Below are 17,998 nucleotides of genomic sequence, written 5' to 3' on the forward strand. Positions count from 1 at the left end.
TACCTATTTTTATTCGTCATTATCTTGAGCTCGTTCGAGAATTTTTTCAGGAAGTGCTTTTTTAGCTTTCGCTCCCATTTTCTTTAATTTTTCTACACTTGTAATTAAGTTTCCACGCCCCTCTACCAACTTATTCATAGCTGCAGCATAATCGGCTTTAGTACCGTCTATTTTCTTTCCAATATTAACCAAATCAGCTAACAGCCCATGAAATTTATCGTATAAAGCACCTGCTTGTCGTGCAATCTCTAAAGCATTACGTTGTTGCTTTTCATTATTCCACATGGTATCAATAGTACGTAAGGTAGCTAATAAAGTAGTTGGAGTAACAATAACAATATTTCTTTCAAAAGCTTTATTATATAAAGTATTGTCTTCATTTAAAGCTACAGCAAAAGCTGGTTCTATTGGTACAAACAGTAGTACAAAATCAGGAGACTCTATTTTATAAATATCCTCATACTTTTTTTCTGAAAGCTGCTCAACATGTCGCTTTAATGAGTTAACATGTTCTTTTGCAAAACGCTCTTTTACAATATCGTCTTCACTATTTACATACTGTTCATAAGCAGTTAAAGATACTTTAGAATCAACCACCATTTTTTTGTTATCAGGTAAGTGAATTACGACATCGGGCATGATACGTTTACCCTCATCATTGGTAAAAGATTGTTGCACAAAGTATTCTCTGTCTTTTTCTAAGCCAGATTTTTCTAAAACACGTTCTAATACTAATTCTCCCCAATTTCCTTGGGTTTTGCTATCACCTTTTAAAGCTTTAGTTAAGTTTAATGTTTCCTTGCTCATTTGAGCATTTAACTCTTTTAACCCTAACAATTGCTCTTTTAAAGCAGAATGCATTGAAATACTTTCTTTTTGAGTGTCTTCAACCTTCTTTTCAAAAGTTTGGATTTTTTCTTGAAGTGGATTTAAAATATCCTTAATATTTTTCTTGTTCTGCTCAGTAAATTTATTCGATTTCTCATCTAGAATTTTGTTCGCTAAATTTTCAAACTCTTTGGTAAACTTATCCTGTAACTTTTCTACTTCTTCTTTATTCTCTTGAAGTTTTAATTGTAAATTTTTCAACTCTTCATTTTTTCTAGCCAATTCAAGAGCAGTAAACTCTTTTTCACGACGTAATTCACTATTTTCTTTAGTTTTTTCGTTTAATCTATTTAAAAAGTCTTCCTTTTGCTGAGAAAATGACTCTTCCTTTTCTTTTTTCTGAATATCAAAATTAGCTTGATGATTTTGTAGGGTTACAATCTCTTTTTCTAAGTCAGAAGTTTGTTGTTTAAACTTCAATTTAGAGAGTAAGTTTCCAATAACAAATCCAATTAGTAAGGTGCTAGTAGCAGTTAAAATAAGTAAGAGAGTGGTATTCATTAGAATAAATAAAAGGTTATTAAGTGAACAAATATAGGACAAGATAGGTTAAAATTATTTGATTTTTGTAGGGAAAACCGTATCATTGACCTTTATACCTAGTAAATGATATCTAAATTTATATTTCACAAAGTTTTAGGCTGGAAGGTAGTTGGAGATTTTCCAAGAAATTTAAAAAAATACGTTGTTATTGGAGCTCCACATACCAGTTGGAAAGACTTTCCGATTGCTATTTTGGCTAGAAACACTATTGGCGTAAAAATTAACTTTATAGGTAAGGCTTCGTTATTTAAACCCCCTTTTGGTTTTATTTTTAGAGCATTAGGAGGGGCTCCTGTTGATAGGAGCAAAAGCACTAATAAAGTAGATGCAATTGTGTCTGTATTTAATCAGCATGATGAATTTCGTCTAGCGTTATCTCCAGAAGGAACTCGTGCTAAAGTAACCTCATGGAAAACGGGATTTTATTATATTGCTAAAGGTGCTAATATTCCTGTGGTAATGTTTGCTTTCGATTTTGAAAATAAGCAAATTATTATAGCTCCTCCTTATTACTTAACAGATGATATGAACGCTGATATGAATCATTTTTATGATTTTTATAGAGATATTAAAGGAGCAAAACCGGATCTGTTCTCTGTACCTAATAAAGAGTAAAACAAACGTTAAATAGTCTTGTTTTCTTGAAAGTTTTACGATATTTAAGTATCTTGTAGAAGGTTTAAAAACAGTAAAGTATGAAAAGATTTGTTTTTTTTATTAGTATGATTTTTTTACTACTTAGTTGTGCATCTTCTAAAAACATAACTCAGTCAGAAATAGATAACTTAAACGCTCTTATAGAAAATAAAACTTTTGAAATAGAATCAGAGTGGGCTGAACCAATGGTTACAAATGCAATGGCACAAATAGCTAATGCAGGTTTGTTACCTATAGGAAGTAACGCAGGAAACATTAATTTAGTAGGAAATAGTAATTTTTTCAAAATGAAAAAAGATACTGTTGCAGCCTATTTACCATATTTTGGAGAGCGACAAATGGGAGGTTCTTATGGAAGTACAGATATTGGAATTGAATTTGAAGGAACTCCTGAAGATTTAGTTGTATCAGAAGATAAAGAGAATAGTTACAAAATTAGTTTTAAAATAAAGGATAAAAATACATCAACTGAAAACTATAATGTTATAGTTAGAGTATATCCTAGCTTATCGAGTACTATCTATGTAAATAGTACGCAGAAAAACTCAATTAGATATAGAGGTAAAGTACTTAAAACTTCAGAAGAAAAGTAGAATATTGTATATAATACTGTATTTTTAGTAGCTTATTACAACAATGTATGGAGCTACCTAACTTTAAAAAGTATCTTATTGAAAAAGGAGGATTATCAGAAGATGATTACCTTCAAATACAATCGTTTATTTCTTTAAAAAACGTTTCTAAAAGTGATTTTTTATTAAAAGAAGGAGATGTGTGTTCACATTTCTTTTTTGTAGAAAAAGGTTTGTTACGTTTATATGCCCTAAATGAAGAGGGAAAAGAAAATATTTTACAGTTTGCTACTGAGAATTGGATTGTGAGCGATAGAGGTAGTGTATACTTTCAAGAACCGTCTACTTATTATATTGATGCTGTTGAAGATACACACGTTGTAATGTTAGATGAAGGCTTTATTAATAAAGTATCAGAAATAAATACTGATTTTAGAAGAAAAAATGAGCATTTGTTACAAAAACATATTCGTCAATTATACAAACGTATTAGTCAACTACTTGGAGCTTCAGCAAAAAGACGTTATTTAGATTTTGTAAAGATGTATCCAGATATTATGTTACGAGTTCCGCAATGGATGATTGCTTCTTACTTAGGAATAACTCCAGAAAGCTTGAGTCGTGTTCGTAAATCACTTGCTGAAGAAAACTTCAAACCAAATAATTAAGGTACGAGTTATGATTGTTGATTTACGGTTGTTAGATAATCGTAATTCGTTCTTACCATAGGTCAATGCATACCTTTTTTTGTTGCCGTAATTTTACAATGAAATAAAAGTGGAGGTTAACTCACTTAATATTTCAAAAAAGTAAACTCAATTAATTTCGATGTTAATCATCGAATAATTAATCCCATTTAATGGGTAAAAAAGGATTTATTATGAGACATTTAAAAACATTAGTTGTAACAAAAAATAAAACAAAGCCTAAAATTTTGAATTGGCAAGTTTCAACTGTTCCTGATGTCGAAACAGCCATTGAAAAACTACACCAACAAACATATAAGGTTTTAGCTATTTCTAAAGACACTAAAGAGATAGAAAAAACCAAACTGCAAAAGATTATTACAGTATTATTTCCTGAAGCAATTATTGTTGAATACAAAGATGAAACAGCGCTTTCAGAAAGCGTTAAACAAGGGTATTGGTCTAAAAATAAACCAGAAATACAACGTAATTATTTGGATAATTCATTTGAAATGGAATTAGCCGCTAGTTTAAATTAATTAAAGAAAGGAAGTTAAAATGAAAACAAGAAGTATAGAAAAGATAGTAAAACCTGGAACTCCACATTTTGTTGGAGATGGATTTAGAGTTCATAATTTTATCCCAGGAAGCTCAACGATGCAACGTATGGATCCATTTATTATGTTAGATTATAATTCAAAATATAATTTTCCTCCAACAGATAAACCAAAAGGAGTGGGAGTACATCCGCACAGAGGTTTTGAAACCGTAACGATTGCCTATAAAGGACGTGTTGAGCATGGTGATAGTGCAGGTGGAGGTGGAATTATAGGTGAAGGAGACGTACAATGGATGACAGCGGCTTCAGGAGTTTTACACAAAGAGTTTCATGAAACCGAATGGAGTAAAACAGGAGGAGAGTTTCAAATGGTACAATTATGGGTAAATTTACCGGCTAAGGATAAAATGAGTTCGCCAAAATATCAAGCAATTGCTAATGCAGAAATGGCTAAAATACCTTTAGCAGATGGAGGAGGAGAAATAGAGGTAATTGCAGGAGAGTATAAAGGAAATAAAGGACCTGCATTTACATTTTCGCCAGTTAATATGTTTAATGTAAAGTTGAAGAAAGGAGTAAAAACACAGTTAACCTTCCCTAAAAACTACACTACTGCTATTTTATCAGTTGAAGGTAGTGTTAAAGTGAATGAATCAAACAATATTTTAGAGGATTACTTTGCATTATTCAAAAATGACGGAGATACTTTTACTTTAGAGGCTTTAGAAGATGCTATAATTTTAGTATTAAGCGGAGAGCCTTTAAACGAACCTATTGCGGCACACGGTCCGTTTGTAATGAATACTAAACAAGAGTTAATAGAAGCATTTCAAGACTTCAATACTGGAAAGTTTGGTTATTTAGAAGATTAACAATAACTTTAAAAGGCAACTCTTTGATTTAGAGTTGCTCTTTTTATTAAACCCTTAGGTATATAAAATGTCTAACACGAAACTAATAATTGAAGAGCGAGCAGCAAATATTGGTAATTTTCTAGTAGGTCGCTTGTTGCCATTTCGGCAAAAACGAATGGTAGGTCCTTTTATTTTTATCGACCATATGGGACCAGTAAAACTTACCGAAAATGATAATTTAGATGTTGATATGCATCCTCACATAGGTATATCAACTCTTACTTTTTTGTTTGAAGGAGCTATAGTACACCGTGATAGTATAGAAACCGAAATAGAAATAACTCCAGGAGCTGTAAATTGGATGACAGCAGGAAAAGGCGTAGTACATACTGAAAGAACTCCTGAACGATTAAGAAATTCAACTAAAAGGCTTCATGGTTTGCAAATATGGGTAGCTTTACCGATAGAAGAGGAGCAATGTGAACCTTCTTTTGCACATGTTTCTGCGAATGAGATTCCTAGTTGGGAAGACGATGGAGTACAGTTTAAGCTCATCGCAGGAAAAGCGTTTGGAAAGCAATCTCCTGTTCCAGTGTATAGTCCGTTGTTTTTTATAGAAATTAAATCTGAAATAACGAAAACGGTTACTATAGGAGAACATTTGTTTGGTGAGAGTGCTTTGTATATTCTAGAAGGAAGTATTATTAGTGATGGACATACTTATGAGTCCAAAAAATTATTAGTAGCAAAAGACAGTACCTTGTGTTCTTTTGAAATTACAGCAAATTCTACTGTTTATATTTTTGGAGGAGAGCCATTTCCAGAAGAACGCTTTATAGAGTGGAATTTTGTGGCTTCTAATAAAGAATTGATAGAGCAAGCTAAAGAAAACTGGAAAAATAATAAGTTTCCTTCTGTACAAAACGAGACTGAACGAATCCTCTTACCAGAACAAAGACGTTTTGGGAGGAGTTAATAGTGTAATAAACAAAAAACATATGAAAACAGGTAGATTAAGAAGCATTTAACGATGGTGTTTTAGCTATTCTAATTACCATTATGGCAGTAGAAATTAAAGCTCCAGAAGATACTACATTTAAAGGACTATTAGCTCCCGTATTTATATAAGTTAGAAGTTCTTATGGAAAAGTAATTCAAAAAAAATATGGTTTTTCCTTACTAAAAATATGGTTTTTTTTATAGTAAACTCTTTTTTAAAGGTTATTTTCGGAAAACAAAATAATATTTATAACCCCCAAAATACTTTATAATGAAAAAAGTAATTTTAAACGTAAAAGGATCACAAGAGTTAACAAAAACAACCTTAAAGAACATTAAAGGAGGAAATGCAGTACCTTTTCCTTTTCCTAAAGAATGTGGAGGAGATGGTTCTTTTATTTATCAAGATGGAGTAAAGGTATGTTGTTACAGACCTACCACTATGGACTATATTTGTTAAAAATTGTTTAATATAGGATATAAGAAAAAGGCTTTAGTTTATAAACTAAAGCCTTTTTTGTTAATTGTTTTTGATTTTGGAAAAATAGAGAATAGCATCATCTATAGCCTTATTAATGGGTAGATATTCAATCTTTAAATCTCTTACTGACTTAGTATTAGAAAAAAAGTTGTTTATACATAAAGTACGCATATTCGTTAAACTTAAAGAAGTTTTTATACCCATACTTCGGAGAACATCTCCAAAATAACCTATCATAATAAGTATAAACTTAGGGATTTGAACCATCAAAGGTAATTGATTAGTTACTTTGTTAAGTTTATTAAAAAAATCTTTATAACTAAGGTTCTCGTTTGCTAGTAAATACTTCTCTCCAAAAGAATTTGTAGTTAGTACTTTTATAATGCCATTAGCAACATCTTTTACATGTACAAAGTTTTTTCCTCCTGGAGGATAAAATATTACTTTCTTTTTCCATCCCATGTATATTATTTTCCCCGAACTAGGTTTAGTATCGTAAGCTCCTAACATAAAAGTAGGATTTACGATAGCTGTTTTTATCTTATGGTTATTTTTTAACAAGTACTTCTCAGCTTCAAATTTACTTTTCGCATAATATGATTGTTTAAAAAGTTTACTCATTTTATTATTTTCAGCTCCCGGTTTTTGAAAAGAGCCATACCCTAAAGTATTGGCAGTACTAACAAAAATAAAACGTTTAACATTACATATTATAGCAGCATTGTATAGTTGTATAGTAGTATTACAGTTTATTTTCTTATAATCAGAATACCTCAATAAATTTTGACTAGTTGTAGCAGCAGCATGTATTACTACATCTACATTATTTAATAAAGAAGTAAAGTCTATAAATAAATCACCTTCAATTAATTTTAAGTGTTTATGTTCTTTTCCTTTATAGTTTTGTTTTTTTCTGGTAAGACCAATAACAAAATAACCTTGTTGTAAAAGTTCATGACATAAATTAGTACCTAATAAACCATTAACTCCTGTAATAAAAATTCGTTTCATTTTTAAGCTTCTCTTTTTATTATACTTGTCATCATAGGTATTTTTATCCAATTAGGTAAAAGAATAGAAATAAACCAACTCATTGGGTTTATAACTATAAAAGCTTTTCGTTTAAACATTTTTTTTATTGAATACTTAGCAACCTTTTTTGGATCTAACAAGGTTAATTTACCTAAAAAGCCTTGTTTTTTTATTCTTGCAGTAATTTCTGGATTTGTTTTCATAGCTCCAGGGTTTATAACACTAACAGAAATATTAGTGTTTTTTAGCTCTTCTGAAAGACCTAATGAAAATGAGTGAACAAAAGCTTTTGAAGCAGGATAAACTGTTTTATAACCTAGAGGGGAAAAAGCAGCAATGCTTGATACATTTAAAATATATGATTTTTTTTGCTCTTTTAAATTAGGAAGTAATTGATGTGTAAGTATTGTTATTGCTTTTATATTGACTTGAATTATATTATTAATATAATTAAGAGAAACGTCTTCTATTTTTTTTGTTCCACCAGTACCAGCATTATTAATTAGAATATTAATAGCGTATTTTTCCTTTAAATAACTAGTTAATGATTTAAGGTTAGCATCTGAAGAAAAATCAGTTTCATAATAGGCTACTTTAACATTGTAGTATGTTTCAATTAGGTTAGCCAGTTTATTTAAATTTTGTTTAGGAAGACTAATTAAAATGAGATTGTGTTTTCTTTTGGCCAATTCTAATGCAAAAGCTTTTCCTAACCCTTGACTTGCTCCTGTAATAACTGCAAACGTATTATCTGTATATTCTTTCATTTGTCTTTTTTTAAATATGTAAACAAAATTAGAACAAGAGATGATTTAAAATGCCCTTGTTTATAAATGAGAACAAGAATTCAAACTATTGTCAATCAATGATTTAAATACTCGTATTGTTCTGTATTATAAACTAGAACTTTGTTTTTTAAATTCCGAAGGTGTTTGATTTGTAAGCTTTTTAAATGTAGTATTAAAAGCAGTTTTAGAACTAAAACCAGACTCAAATGCAATACCTAATATAGATAGTTTTTCAGAAGATTTATCCATTAATAATTTTTTAGCTTTTTCTATACGATAACTATTGATAAACTGATAGAAATTTTGATTAAATCCATTATTAATAACATATGATAATTGGTGCGATGTTATTTGCATTTCTTCCGCTAAAGAAGCCAAATTAATGTTGTTATCTAAATACAAATGTTTAGTTTTCATCAAAGCATTTAATTTAGCTTTTAATATAACAAGCTCTTTGTCTTTAATAATTTTTCGTTTATTAGTATCAATTTCATCATCATCATTCTCAATAGCAATAATATCTTCACGGTGTTTTTGGTTAGTCGGAAAAATTTCTTTTTGTTTTAAGGAGTTGTAAGTCATAAACAAGACAACACCTAACGTAATAATGTTTAGGTATAGGTTTAAGGGTAGTCCAATATAAACAAGGTTAAAAACACTTATAATTAAAACTAGAACCATAATTACAAGAATAATATTTTCTAACCATTTCAAATTAATTTCATCAGTATTAGATGAAAACAAAGTTATTTTTCGCTGATGAATACGAAGTCTTAAAAACGATTTTGTAGTAAATATAATCGCATTAACAAGTATTAATGTTACTAATAAAAACTGATAATTAATAATCGAGATGTAATCATAAATAATTGCAATTAAATAAACTATTGGTATAATAAATACCGTGCTGTCTTTAAACGTAAAACTATAATTAGGATTAGAAAAAAACAAAACACTGATATATAGTAGTATAGGGGTGAAAAATTGTATAAATGAAATTACTAAGTTTAGAAAAAGACCAAAAGGTTCTGCCTTTGTTAGCAAAACAATTTCTTCTAACCAAAAACTAGACCATAAAAATAAAGTTATCCCAAACCAAATATTAGCTTTTTTATTTACTCTCAATGGGTTTGAAAGCATGATAAAAGAAAGTAGTATTAATGAAGAAAAAACAAGTATTTGAATAAAATAGATAAGCAATTAATTTTGTTTTTCACAAATATAAGTTCTTATCTCTAATTTAATAGGGTCTAACACTTAAGTTTTTTATTAATTAACCGTAGTATTACTTAGACTTTTTTAGTTGGTAATAATTCCTCAGGAAAAGGGAATAAAATTGTTAAGTTTTTCTCTGCGGCAATATATGTATTTACCAAATCTAAATTTAATACAGATCCTATTACCAATTGGTGCTGCCATTTGCCAAATAGTTGTCCTTCTGATAATTAAAAACACTAAATAATATATTCGGATTAAAAGTTCACTTTTTTGTACTAAAGAATAAAGCTACAGTTGTGTCTGCTTTTTAATAGCGTATCTGTTTAGAGAGTTTTCTAGTTTCTGAATCATTTTTTTTCTAAGTTTTTCAGGTTTTAACACTTCTATACTATCACCAAAGCCCAAAATTAAACGCTCTAATTCATAATTAGGAATAACTAAAATATTAAAGATAGCCCCGTCATCTGTATATTTTATCAATCGTTGAGATTTATGAAAAGGTTTCGTGAGTACATAAGGAGTATTTGCTTTATCTACCCAAAAAGCAATACGTTGTGGTCTCGTATTTGAAACTGTGACACCAACAACATCTTTATAATAAACATCACCATTAATTGCTTTATCTATATATGTTGTGTTTTCAACTTCCATTACAGAATTTATACGATCCAAAGCTAAGGTTGTTTCTTTACCCTTTACGAGTGCTAATAAAAACCATCTATTATTAAACTCCTTTAATAATTGTGGGTGCAAGGTTATTGTACTGGCTTTTTCTGCTTTAAACGACTGATAATTTACTTTTAATACTTTTTTTTGCTGTATGGCATTGTATAAAGGATCTATAAATGACAAGCCTTTTAGCTGTTCGTTTTTATCTAAATGAATAATAGCTCTATTGTGTTTTTGAGAAGAATATACCGAATCTTCTAAACGTTGTAGCACTCCGTCCATTTCTTTGAATAAAGAAAAGTCTTTAAACTGACGTAATACTTGAATGGCATCATTCATCACCTTTACATCGTTTTCAGTCACAGGAATATTCATAATGGAATACCCCTCTTCAGCATAACGGTAATATTTTCGTTGATAGACTTCAATTGGAGCATTATACCCTAATTTATCACTACGCATCATTTGAATATCTAACTGAATCGTTCTTTTACTTACATAAATATCTTTTCCTTCGTATTCATACAAAGCATCCGAACAAGCATCAATTAAATCATTCAAAGTCCAAGTACGCATGGTGTTTCGGAGGCATTGATCAATTGTTTTATATCGAATTAGTGCATTTTTGTTAGAAGCCATTTTATAATTTTTTAGTAAAAATGATAAATTCTTTTTTAGTACGCAAAAAGATTGCGTAATACAGCTAAATATTTGCAGTGTGATTAAGAAAAAGAGATCGTTTAAGTGGGGAAGTTGCCATGAACATAAAAAATATTTAAAATACAGAAAAATGAAAAAACTAAAAAATGAATATAGAAATCAAGATGAAGCTTTACCAAAAGCTATTATTTGTGATTTAGACGGAACTTTATCTTTAATACATAACAGAAGTCCTTTTGATGGTAGTAGATGTGAACAAGATTTACCTAATGTGCCTATCGTTAATTTAGTAAAGAATTACCAACAATTAGGATATAAAATACTTCTTTTATCAGGTAGAGAAGCTAAATATCAATTAGAAACAGCATCTTGGTTAAAAAAACATGAAATAGCTTATGATAATTTATGGATGCGTAAATCAAGAGATAATAGAAAAGATGCTATTATTAAAGAAGAACTATTTAAAAGAAAAATAGAGCATAAGTACTTTATTGAATTTGTTTTAGATGATAGAAATCAAGTTGTTGATTTATGGAGAAAGGAATTAAAACTTCCTTGTTTACAAGTGTTTTATGGTGATTTTTAAAAAATCAAGAACAATTAATTAAAAAATAATGGAAAGAAAAATAACTCAAAAGTTAAAACAAAAGGCATATCAGCTTTTGGTAGATAAAATTGACATAGAAGTTTTTGAAAGCTTTTTATACAAACTGGTAGAAAATAACGAATTCAATAGTAAAGATTTACTATTTGACTTTATAAATATTAATTATAAATCTAATGATTATAGAAGAAGGTTATTAAACCTTATAAAAGATAACAGCTCTGAGAAAGAACTATTAAGTTTAGAAGTGTATTCTTTATGTTTGACACTATCAAGGTCTAATAAAAACAGGTTGTTTTAAGTGCAATTAATTCATTATCAGGTTTAAATTCACAAACTGAATATCAATATGATATATTATTTGAATTTTATATGTTAAATGACAATATTTTAGGGGATGGTTTCTATTATTATTCATTAACAAATGAGCAGGTAATAGATAGAGCAAAATTATTTTCAGAAAAAGTCATTTCAAAATTTAATTCATTCAAAGAAAATGAAGATTGGTATGGATTTTTAAATTGCGAAATAGAAGTAAAAAGTGATGATAAGGTATTAAAACAAAATAATGTTATAAAAGAAGTAAAACTAGATGAAAACAAAAGTTTAATAAGAAAGAGTATCGATTTATTTAAACAAGCTTTAGGAGTAGGTTAAACTAGTAATACTTAATTTAAAATCAATCTAATAGGTAAAATCAACTAAAAATATCATATTTGCAGCAGTTCATTGAAATGGCTTGGTAATTTTATGAGATATGTAAGGCAATAGTGTTTTACATAATTTATAAAATATGATACTAATGAATTGGAAAATTCAAAAATTAAATAATGGAGAAACCATTATTTCAAAAGAGCCAGGTAACTCTATGTTGCCTATTTTAAAATCTAAACAACCTGTAAAACTAAAACCAATAAACTGGGAAAATTGTAAGGTTGGCGATATTGTGTATTGCAAAGTTCGTGGAAACTGTTTTACGCACCTTGTAAAAGGAAAAAACAATAAAAGAGGTTTGCAAATAGGAAACAATCATGGAAGAATAAACGGGTGGACTAAGAATGTATATGGAATAGTAGTAGAGATATTACCAATGCCATAGGCATTTTAATAAAGAAAAAAAGAGAATGAAGGTTCTCCATATTTTATAAATTAATTAAACGAAATTTTAACCTATGCTAATGCAATTAATACACATATCGGACGCTCAAAAGCGATTTTTATGGAGTTATCAATAAGGTTATTGTAGTATAAAATCACTAAAAGCGTCCAAATTATATAATTTGGACGCTTTTTTTTTATAAAAAACTTCAAGTCTTTGAAAGTTACATGTAAAATGCTACATAGCTTACAACCAACAGGTTACTAGTCTGAAGAAATTCGGATAGGATACTTATATCTTTATTTTAGTATAAGTGTTTGATTTTTAGTAAAATAAAATCATTTTAAACTTGTGTAATTCAAAAAAGGCTCACATCTTTGCACCAGTAATTTTTATACAGAGCGCAGTTCAAGTATAAACATACTCAACAACAAAATAATAATTTTTAAAAACGAAGTAAGCATGTTCAAATATCAATTAAACATAAGTACAGTAAAAGAACCAGGTTCTTTTGTACACACGCTTCGTGATTTTCTTCATACATAGAAATAACAACAACTTATATATGAAAAATCCGAAGCCTCAATAACGTTTCGGATTTTTTTATGCTACACATTTCCGCATAGTTTTCAATTTCCGAAGCAAAGAGAAAAATATTGATACAAAGCACTAATTAGAAAATTGGTGCCCAACATTATAATGTCTCAACATGGGAAATAAACTAAAAGGAAAAGATCTAATCAAATTAGGCTTTCCAAAAAACAATAGTATAAATATTGCCTTAGGGCAAATTAACCGATATAGAAAAAAAGAAAAGAAAGAACGCATTTTAGAAGAAGCAAAAAATGTATTGCTTTATCCAGAAAAATATCAAGGAAATGCTATTTGGGGTAAAGTTGCTGAAGGTTTAACCAAGCCTGTTGAAATTAAAATGCATGAATTACGAAATACAAGAGCTCCGTTTTCTATTTATGGAGAAAATGAAATTGATGAGCAAGCTAAGTTTCAGTTGTACGATGCTTTAAAATTACCAATTGCGGTACAAGGAGCTTTAATGCCTGATGCACATTCAGGGTACGGATTACCCATAGGTGGCGTGCTTGCTACTGAAAATGCAGTAATTCCGTATGGGGTAGGAGTAGATATTGGCTGTAGAATGGCATTGAGTATTTTTCCGATGAAAGCTTCTTATTTAAAAGGAAAGCAACATCAATTAGAAAATATCTTGAAGGAACATACCAAGTTTGGAATGTATGAAACACATGATAAAAAACAAGACCATGAAATTTTTGAACGGAATGAGTTCCAAGACATCCCCTTACTAAAACGGTTAAAAGTAAAAGCATATAATCAATTAGGAACTTCTGGAGGTGGAAATCACTTTGTGGAGTTCGGAATGGTAACTATAACAGATGAACACAATGAATTTAATGTGCCTGTAGGAGAGTATGTGGGATTGTTAACGCATAGCGGATCACGTGGATTGGGAGCAAACATTGCAAAACACTATACCTACTTAGCCAGTAAACAATGTCCGTTGCCTAAAAATGTACAACATTTAGCATGGTTAGATTTAGATACGCACGACGGACAAGAATATTGGTTAGCAATGAATTTAGCAGGTGATTATGCCAAAGCATGTCATGATAATATTCACAAACGAATAGCGAAAATACTAGGTGTAAAACCTTTAGCAATGATTGAGAATCATCACAATTTTGCGTGGAAAGAACAAGTAAACGGAATTGAGCGTATTGTACATAGAAAAGGAGCAACACCCGCTAATAAAGGAGCATTGGGTATAATTCCGGGGTCTATGACCGCACCAGGATACATTGTTAGAGGTTTAGGAAACCAAGAGAGTTTACAATCGGCATCACACGGAGCAGGAAGAAAACATTCAAGAAGGAAGTGTAAAGAAAAATTTACTAAAAGTGATATGAAACATCAGTTAAAAATGAATGAAGTTACGCTTATTGGTGGTGGAGTAGATGAAGCACCTATGGCGTATAAAAATATCAAAAAAGTAATGGCTAATCAACAAGAGTTAGTTGAAGTATTAGGGACTTTTACACCGAAAATTGTACGAATGGATAAATAAAAAGAATCGTCATTCTGAAAGAGATAACAACTGAAGCGATCTGTTTACCGATAGACAGATTGCTTTGCTCCACTCTTAATGACAGGAATAGAAAATTAAAATGAACATAAAAATAATACAATTTACAGCGGGTCGTGGACCTTCGGAATGCTGCTGGGTAGTAGCAAAAGTGTTAAAAGCATTTATAAAAGCTGTGGTAGAACATAAGATAACGTATGACATTCTTCATAAAGAAAATGGAATAGAGAATGGCACCATACAATCAGTAAGTGTTCAACTCAAAGGAAATAACCTGTCTTTGTTTTTAAAAGATTGGTTGGGCACTATTCAATGGATAGGAAAATCAACCTTTAGAAAATACCATAAACGTAAAAATTGGTTTATAGGTTGTTTTGAATTAGAATATAATAATGAGTTAACCATAAAAGAAAAAGACATCGAGTTTCAGGCAATTAGAAGTTCTGGACCTGGTGGACAACATGTAAACAAAGTAAGTTCGGCTGTTAGAGCTAAACATAGCACAACAGGAATTCAAGTATTGGTTTCAGAAAGTCGTTCACAGCATCAAAATAAAAAGATAGCTATACAACGCTTAAAAACCTTGATAGCAAATCATAATGTGCATCAATTACAAAACACCATAAAACAAGAATGGGAGAACCATTTAGATTTAGAAAGAGGAAATCCAGTAAAAGTATTTGTAGGAACTGACTTTAAAGTTAAAAACAACAAAAAAAGATTTAAAACAACGCGTAATCAATTAAAAAGCGATTTGCGTAAACAATTAGAATAAGATGAAAACATTAGCAAACAATTACATATTTAAAGCATTAGATGCTTTTCCATATGAATTAGAAGAAACCATGGAGGCATTAACATATGCTTTGGCGTATGAAGAAAAAAATGTAGTCGCGTTGTGCTTAATGGGACGCATTTACGCTGAGCACTTAGGTGATTTTGAAAAAGCAAAACTGTATTACAAAGAGGCTTTAGCAGAAAATATGTATGCTTTTAACATATATCCACATTATATTAATGTGTTATTATGGAATGAAGACTATGAAGAAGCTGAACGATTCATTGATTTCGTATTAACCGTAAAAGGTTCCGATAAAGCTATTTTATATACTGGTAAAGCCCAATTATATGAACAGAAAGAAGCGTATAAAAAATCATTACAAACTTTAAAACTTGCTAAGAAACACACGTATAATAGTGACTATATGCGAACTGTAAGAGAACATATAGAACGTGTAGAGGATAAACTTCCTAAGAAAAAGAAGAAAAAAATTAAGAAAAATCAAAAATAATTTTTAGTACGCAAAAACATTGCGCAATACAGTGTAATATTTGCAGTGTAATTATGAAAAAGATGTTTGCTGTGAGATAAAAATTGCTATGAAAAGCCTCATTATAACAAAGGGTATAATGAGGTAGTTATAAAAGTTCATTTACATATTATAAATAAAAATATCAAGCAAGTCTTTTTGCGTGTTTCTGTATAGCACCATTGTATACACTCTTACAGTATTTGTATTAGAATTGTATATGCAACTAGTCTTGAAGGTTTTGATTATTCACCAAAAAATAATCGCACTCTATGTACGCAGGTTCGAATCCTGCCATAACGAAAGTTATGTAGCTAAGTCCGGTTAAAGCAATAGAGAAAATTCGTGTGGGTTCGAATCCCACTATCCGAAAGGATATGGCGGAATGGTAGACGCGCTAGATTTCGGTTCTAGTAATTATGGTAAGCCTAACGGCATGTCGGTTCGAGTCCGACTTCACGACTTGAGAAAAGTCATCAGGAAGCTCATCACCTTGTAAAACTGATGAACCAAAAGTGTTGAATGTTTAATGAGTTTTTAAATAAACACTTATAAACGTACTTTGAAATAATAACCATTACATAAACAATGTATTGAGTTTTAGTATGTCAGTTATAGTATCAATTAGTATAACCCATGTAGTAAACAACAATACAAAAGCTATGCAATCTTATTATTTCCGTGGGCTTATAAGCATTAACATTCAGTACTTTTTACAAAAACAAACAAATTTCTCCATGGTGAGAAAACAACGTATAAACAATTAAAAACAAAAAGATTATGAAAAGAATAACAATTAATCAAGGAAAAGTAGGATTAGTATTTAAAAAAGGAGATTACATAAAGGTAATTAAAGGGGGGACACATTGGTTAGGATTTAATCAAACAGTGGCAGTATATGATTTAACAAAAGATTTTGATACATCAGTAGCTTTAGAGGTATTGTTGCAAGACGCAACTTTAGCAGCAATGTTAGAAGTTGTTGAAGTACAAGACAACGAGTTAGTTTTTATGTATGAAAACAACAACTTTAAAAGAGTTTTAAATGCAGGAAGACACGCTTTCTGGAAAGGATTTATTACTAGAACCTTTCAAAGAATAGATATAAGCAAGATTGAGATTACTGAAAAAGTTGATGCATCTTTATTTAGTAATTATGAAGTAAGCAAATATGTTAGAACTTTTGAAGTTGCTGTCTATGAAAAAGCTGTGTTGTTAGTGAATGATACCTATCAAAAAACATTGGTAGGAGGGACGTATAGGTTTTGGAAAAATGAAACAACTATTAAAATAGCGAAAGTAGACACCAGGCAATTACAATTAGAAATTGCAGGTCAGGAATTGTTAACTAAAGACAAAGCAAATGTTAGAGTTAACTTTTATACGCAATACAAAGTAATTGCTATTGAAAAAGCGTTATTGGCTAACAAAGACTATGAAAAACAATTGTATGTAAACATGCAATTGGCATTAAGAAAATATGTAGGGCACTACACATTAGATGAATTATTAGCAAATAAAGAAGATGTTTCTACAGCTGTTTTTGAAGAAACCAAATCGAATGCTGAAAAATTAGGTGTAGTAATTCAAGGTTGCGGAATTAGAGATGTTATTTTACCAGGAGAAATGAAAGAAATCATGAATCAGGTATTAGTAGCACAAAAGAAAGCCCAAGCTAATATTATTACCAGAAGAGAAGAAACAGCCTCAACAAGAAGCTTATTAAATACTGCTAAATTAATGGAAGACAACGAAATGTTGTTTAAGTTAAAAGAAATGGAGTATGTAGAAAAAATAGCTGATAAAATTGGAGAAATTACAGTAACTGGAAACGGAAATGTAATTAAACAGTTAAAAGAAATATTTGTAGCTAATAAATAATTACATTGACAAAATTAGAATTTTAGAAGTTAGGTATAAAAAACATATAATTTGTTTATATCTAAAACCTAACTTCTAAATTCTTTTACTTTTAAATAGTTTTTAGACGAAGATATAAGAATTATATTTAACATAATATTTAAAAATATAATTCAAAAAGTTTAGACAAATAAGCTGTGGATTTCAACAAGTTTATAGTCGTAACAAATATTTTCTTAATTTTACATATTTCAGACAAACGGAATGTTTATATGTTTCAGAAACTTCAACGAATATTAAACACTTATAAAAAAGATTGTTACAGGTTATCTACATGTGGATATGAATAAAATTACAGTGTCGTAAAATGACTGTAACAAATTTGTAGATACTATAAAAC

General features: G+C 29.8%; 21 protein-coding genes. 16 read left to right on the forward strand and 5 right to left on the reverse strand.

The genetic code is table 11. The features are described from left to right. Positions 1 to 9: 9 nt before the first annotated feature. The gene (rmuC, locus tag NH341_RS09310) at positions 10 to 1,389 is read right to left on the reverse strand and encodes a DNA recombination protein RmuC (RefSeq protein WP_073184023.1); all 1,380 of its coding nucleotides are present in this window, start codon (positions 1,387 to 1,389) and stop codon (positions 10 to 12) included. A 105-nt stretch (positions 1,390 to 1,494) separates the two neighbouring features. On the opposite strand from rmuC, the gene NH341_RS09315 reads away from it, so the two are divergent. The 8 genes from NH341_RS09315 to NH341_RS09350 all read left to right on the forward strand — a co-directional run bounded on the left by NH341_RS09315 (position 1,495) and on the right by NH341_RS09350 (position 6,218). Beyond that, complete coding sequence (locus NH341_RS09315; protein ID WP_073184021.1) at positions 1,495 to 2,046, forward strand: 1-acyl-sn-glycerol-3-phosphate acyltransferase; 552 nt, start codon at positions 1,495 to 1,497, stop codon at positions 2,044 to 2,046. Positions 2,047 to 2,126: 80 nt separating this feature from the next. Further along, positions 2,127 to 2,681: a DUF4251 domain-containing protein gene (locus NH341_RS09320; RefSeq protein WP_253056584.1), complete on the forward strand. Its 555-nt coding sequence runs from the start codon at positions 2,127 to 2,129 to the stop codon at positions 2,679 to 2,681. A 47-nt stretch (positions 2,682 to 2,728) separates the two neighbouring features. Further along, a complete protein-coding gene (locus tag NH341_RS09325; RefSeq protein ID WP_159491083.1) occupies positions 2,729 to 3,328 on the forward strand; it encodes a Crp/Fnr family transcriptional regulator in 600 nt (199 codons plus the stop codon). A gap of 212 nt (positions 3,329 to 3,540) precedes the next feature. Next, positions 3,541 to 3,885, forward strand: a complete 345-nt coding sequence (locus tag NH341_RS09330) for a hypothetical protein (RefSeq protein ID WP_253056586.1) — start codon at positions 3,541 to 3,543, stop codon at positions 3,883 to 3,885. A 19-nt stretch (positions 3,886 to 3,904) separates the two neighbouring features. Beyond that, positions 3,905 to 4,777: a pirin family protein gene (locus NH341_RS09335; RefSeq protein WP_047788796.1), complete on the forward strand. Its 873-nt coding sequence runs from the start codon at positions 3,905 to 3,907 to the stop codon at positions 4,775 to 4,777. A 67-nt stretch (positions 4,778 to 4,844) separates the two neighbouring features. Beyond that, positions 4,845 to 5,735 (forward strand): pirin family protein, encoded by an 891-nt coding sequence (locus tag NH341_RS09340; RefSeq protein ID WP_253056588.1) that lies wholly within the window; start codon positions 4,845 to 4,847, stop codon positions 5,733 to 5,735. An 83-nt stretch (positions 5,736 to 5,818) separates the two neighbouring features. Beyond that, entirely contained in the window at positions 5,819 to 5,887 is a 69-nt protein-coding gene (locus NH341_RS09345; RefSeq protein WP_253056854.1) for a hypothetical protein, read from the forward strand. Positions 5,888 to 6,029: 142 nt separating this feature from the next. Continuing rightward, positions 6,030 to 6,218 (forward strand): hypothetical protein, encoded by a 189-nt coding sequence (locus NH341_RS09350; protein WP_047788794.1) that lies wholly within the window; start codon positions 6,030 to 6,032, stop codon positions 6,216 to 6,218. A gap of 60 nt (positions 6,219 to 6,278) precedes the next feature. Here the strand turns inward: NH341_RS09350 and NH341_RS09355 are convergent, their stop codons facing one another. From NH341_RS09355 to NH341_RS09370, 4 genes are all read right to left on the reverse strand, one after another. Continuing rightward, a complete protein-coding gene (locus NH341_RS09355) occupies positions 6,279 to 7,250 on the reverse strand; it encodes an NAD-dependent epimerase/dehydratase family protein (RefSeq protein WP_239179690.1) in 972 nt (323 codons plus the stop codon). 2 nt (positions 7,251 to 7,252) lie between these two features. Then, positions 7,253 to 8,038: an SDR family oxidoreductase gene (locus NH341_RS09360; protein WP_159617113.1), complete on the reverse strand. Its 786-nt coding sequence runs from the start codon at positions 8,036 to 8,038 to the stop codon at positions 7,253 to 7,255. A 126-nt stretch (positions 8,039 to 8,164) separates the two neighbouring features. After that, a complete protein-coding gene (locus NH341_RS09365; protein WP_239179688.1) occupies positions 8,165 to 9,184 on the reverse strand; it encodes an AraC family transcriptional regulator in 1,020 nt (339 codons plus the stop codon). Between the two features lie 381 nt (positions 9,185 to 9,565). Beyond that, entirely contained in the window at positions 9,566 to 10,585 is a 1,020-nt protein-coding gene (locus tag NH341_RS09370; RefSeq protein ID WP_253056590.1) for a YafY family protein, read from the reverse strand. A gap of 151 nt (positions 10,586 to 10,736) precedes the next feature. Here NH341_RS09370 and NH341_RS09375 point away from each other — a divergent pair, with 151 nt between their 5' ends. From NH341_RS09375 to NH341_RS09410, 8 genes are all read left to right on the forward strand, one after another. Continuing rightward, positions 10,737 to 11,192, forward strand: a complete 456-nt coding sequence (locus NH341_RS09375; RefSeq protein ID WP_196781625.1) for an HAD family acid phosphatase — start codon at positions 10,737 to 10,739, stop codon at positions 11,190 to 11,192. A gap of 28 nt (positions 11,193 to 11,220) precedes the next feature. Further along, entirely contained in the window at positions 11,221 to 11,511 is a 291-nt protein-coding gene (locus tag NH341_RS09380) for a hypothetical protein (protein WP_253056592.1), read from the forward strand. Positions 11,512 to 11,582: 71 nt separating this feature from the next. Then, positions 11,583 to 11,867, forward strand: a complete 285-nt coding sequence (locus NH341_RS09385) for a hypothetical protein (RefSeq protein ID WP_253056594.1) — start codon at positions 11,583 to 11,585, stop codon at positions 11,865 to 11,867. Between the two features lie 145 nt (positions 11,868 to 12,012). After that, on the forward strand, positions 12,013 to 12,309 hold the full coding sequence (locus tag NH341_RS09390; RefSeq protein ID WP_231128412.1) for a S26 family signal peptidase: 297 nt from the start codon (positions 12,013 to 12,015) through the stop codon (positions 12,307 to 12,309). A 709-nt stretch (positions 12,310 to 13,018) separates the two neighbouring features. Continuing rightward, positions 13,019 to 14,410 carry an RtcB family protein gene (locus NH341_RS09395; protein ID WP_253056596.1) on the forward strand — a complete coding sequence of 464 codons (1,392 nt, stop codon included), beginning with the start codon at positions 13,019 to 13,021 and terminating at the stop codon, positions 14,408 to 14,410. 100 nt (positions 14,411 to 14,510) lie between these two features. Then, complete coding sequence (gene prfH / locus NH341_RS09400) at positions 14,511 to 15,203, forward strand: peptide chain release factor H (RefSeq protein WP_253056598.1); 693 nt, start codon at positions 14,511 to 14,513, stop codon at positions 15,201 to 15,203. Position 15,204: 1 nt separating this feature from the next. Beyond that, positions 15,205 to 15,720, forward strand: coding sequence for a hypothetical protein (locus NH341_RS09405; protein ID WP_253056600.1), 516 nt, complete (start codon positions 15,205 to 15,207; stop codon positions 15,718 to 15,720). 798 nt (positions 15,721 to 16,518) lie between these two features. Next, on the forward strand, positions 16,519 to 17,619 hold the full coding sequence (locus NH341_RS09410; protein ID WP_253056602.1) for a slipin family protein: 1,101 nt from the start codon (positions 16,519 to 16,521) through the stop codon (positions 17,617 to 17,619). Positions 17,620 to 17,998: the final 379 nt, after the last annotated feature.

Origin of the sequence: Tenacibaculum sp. XPcli2-G (assembly GCF_024124505.1) — a bacterium.
Classification (GTDB): domain Bacteria; phylum Bacteroidota; class Bacteroidia; order Flavobacteriales; family Flavobacteriaceae; genus Polaribacter; species Polaribacter mesophilus.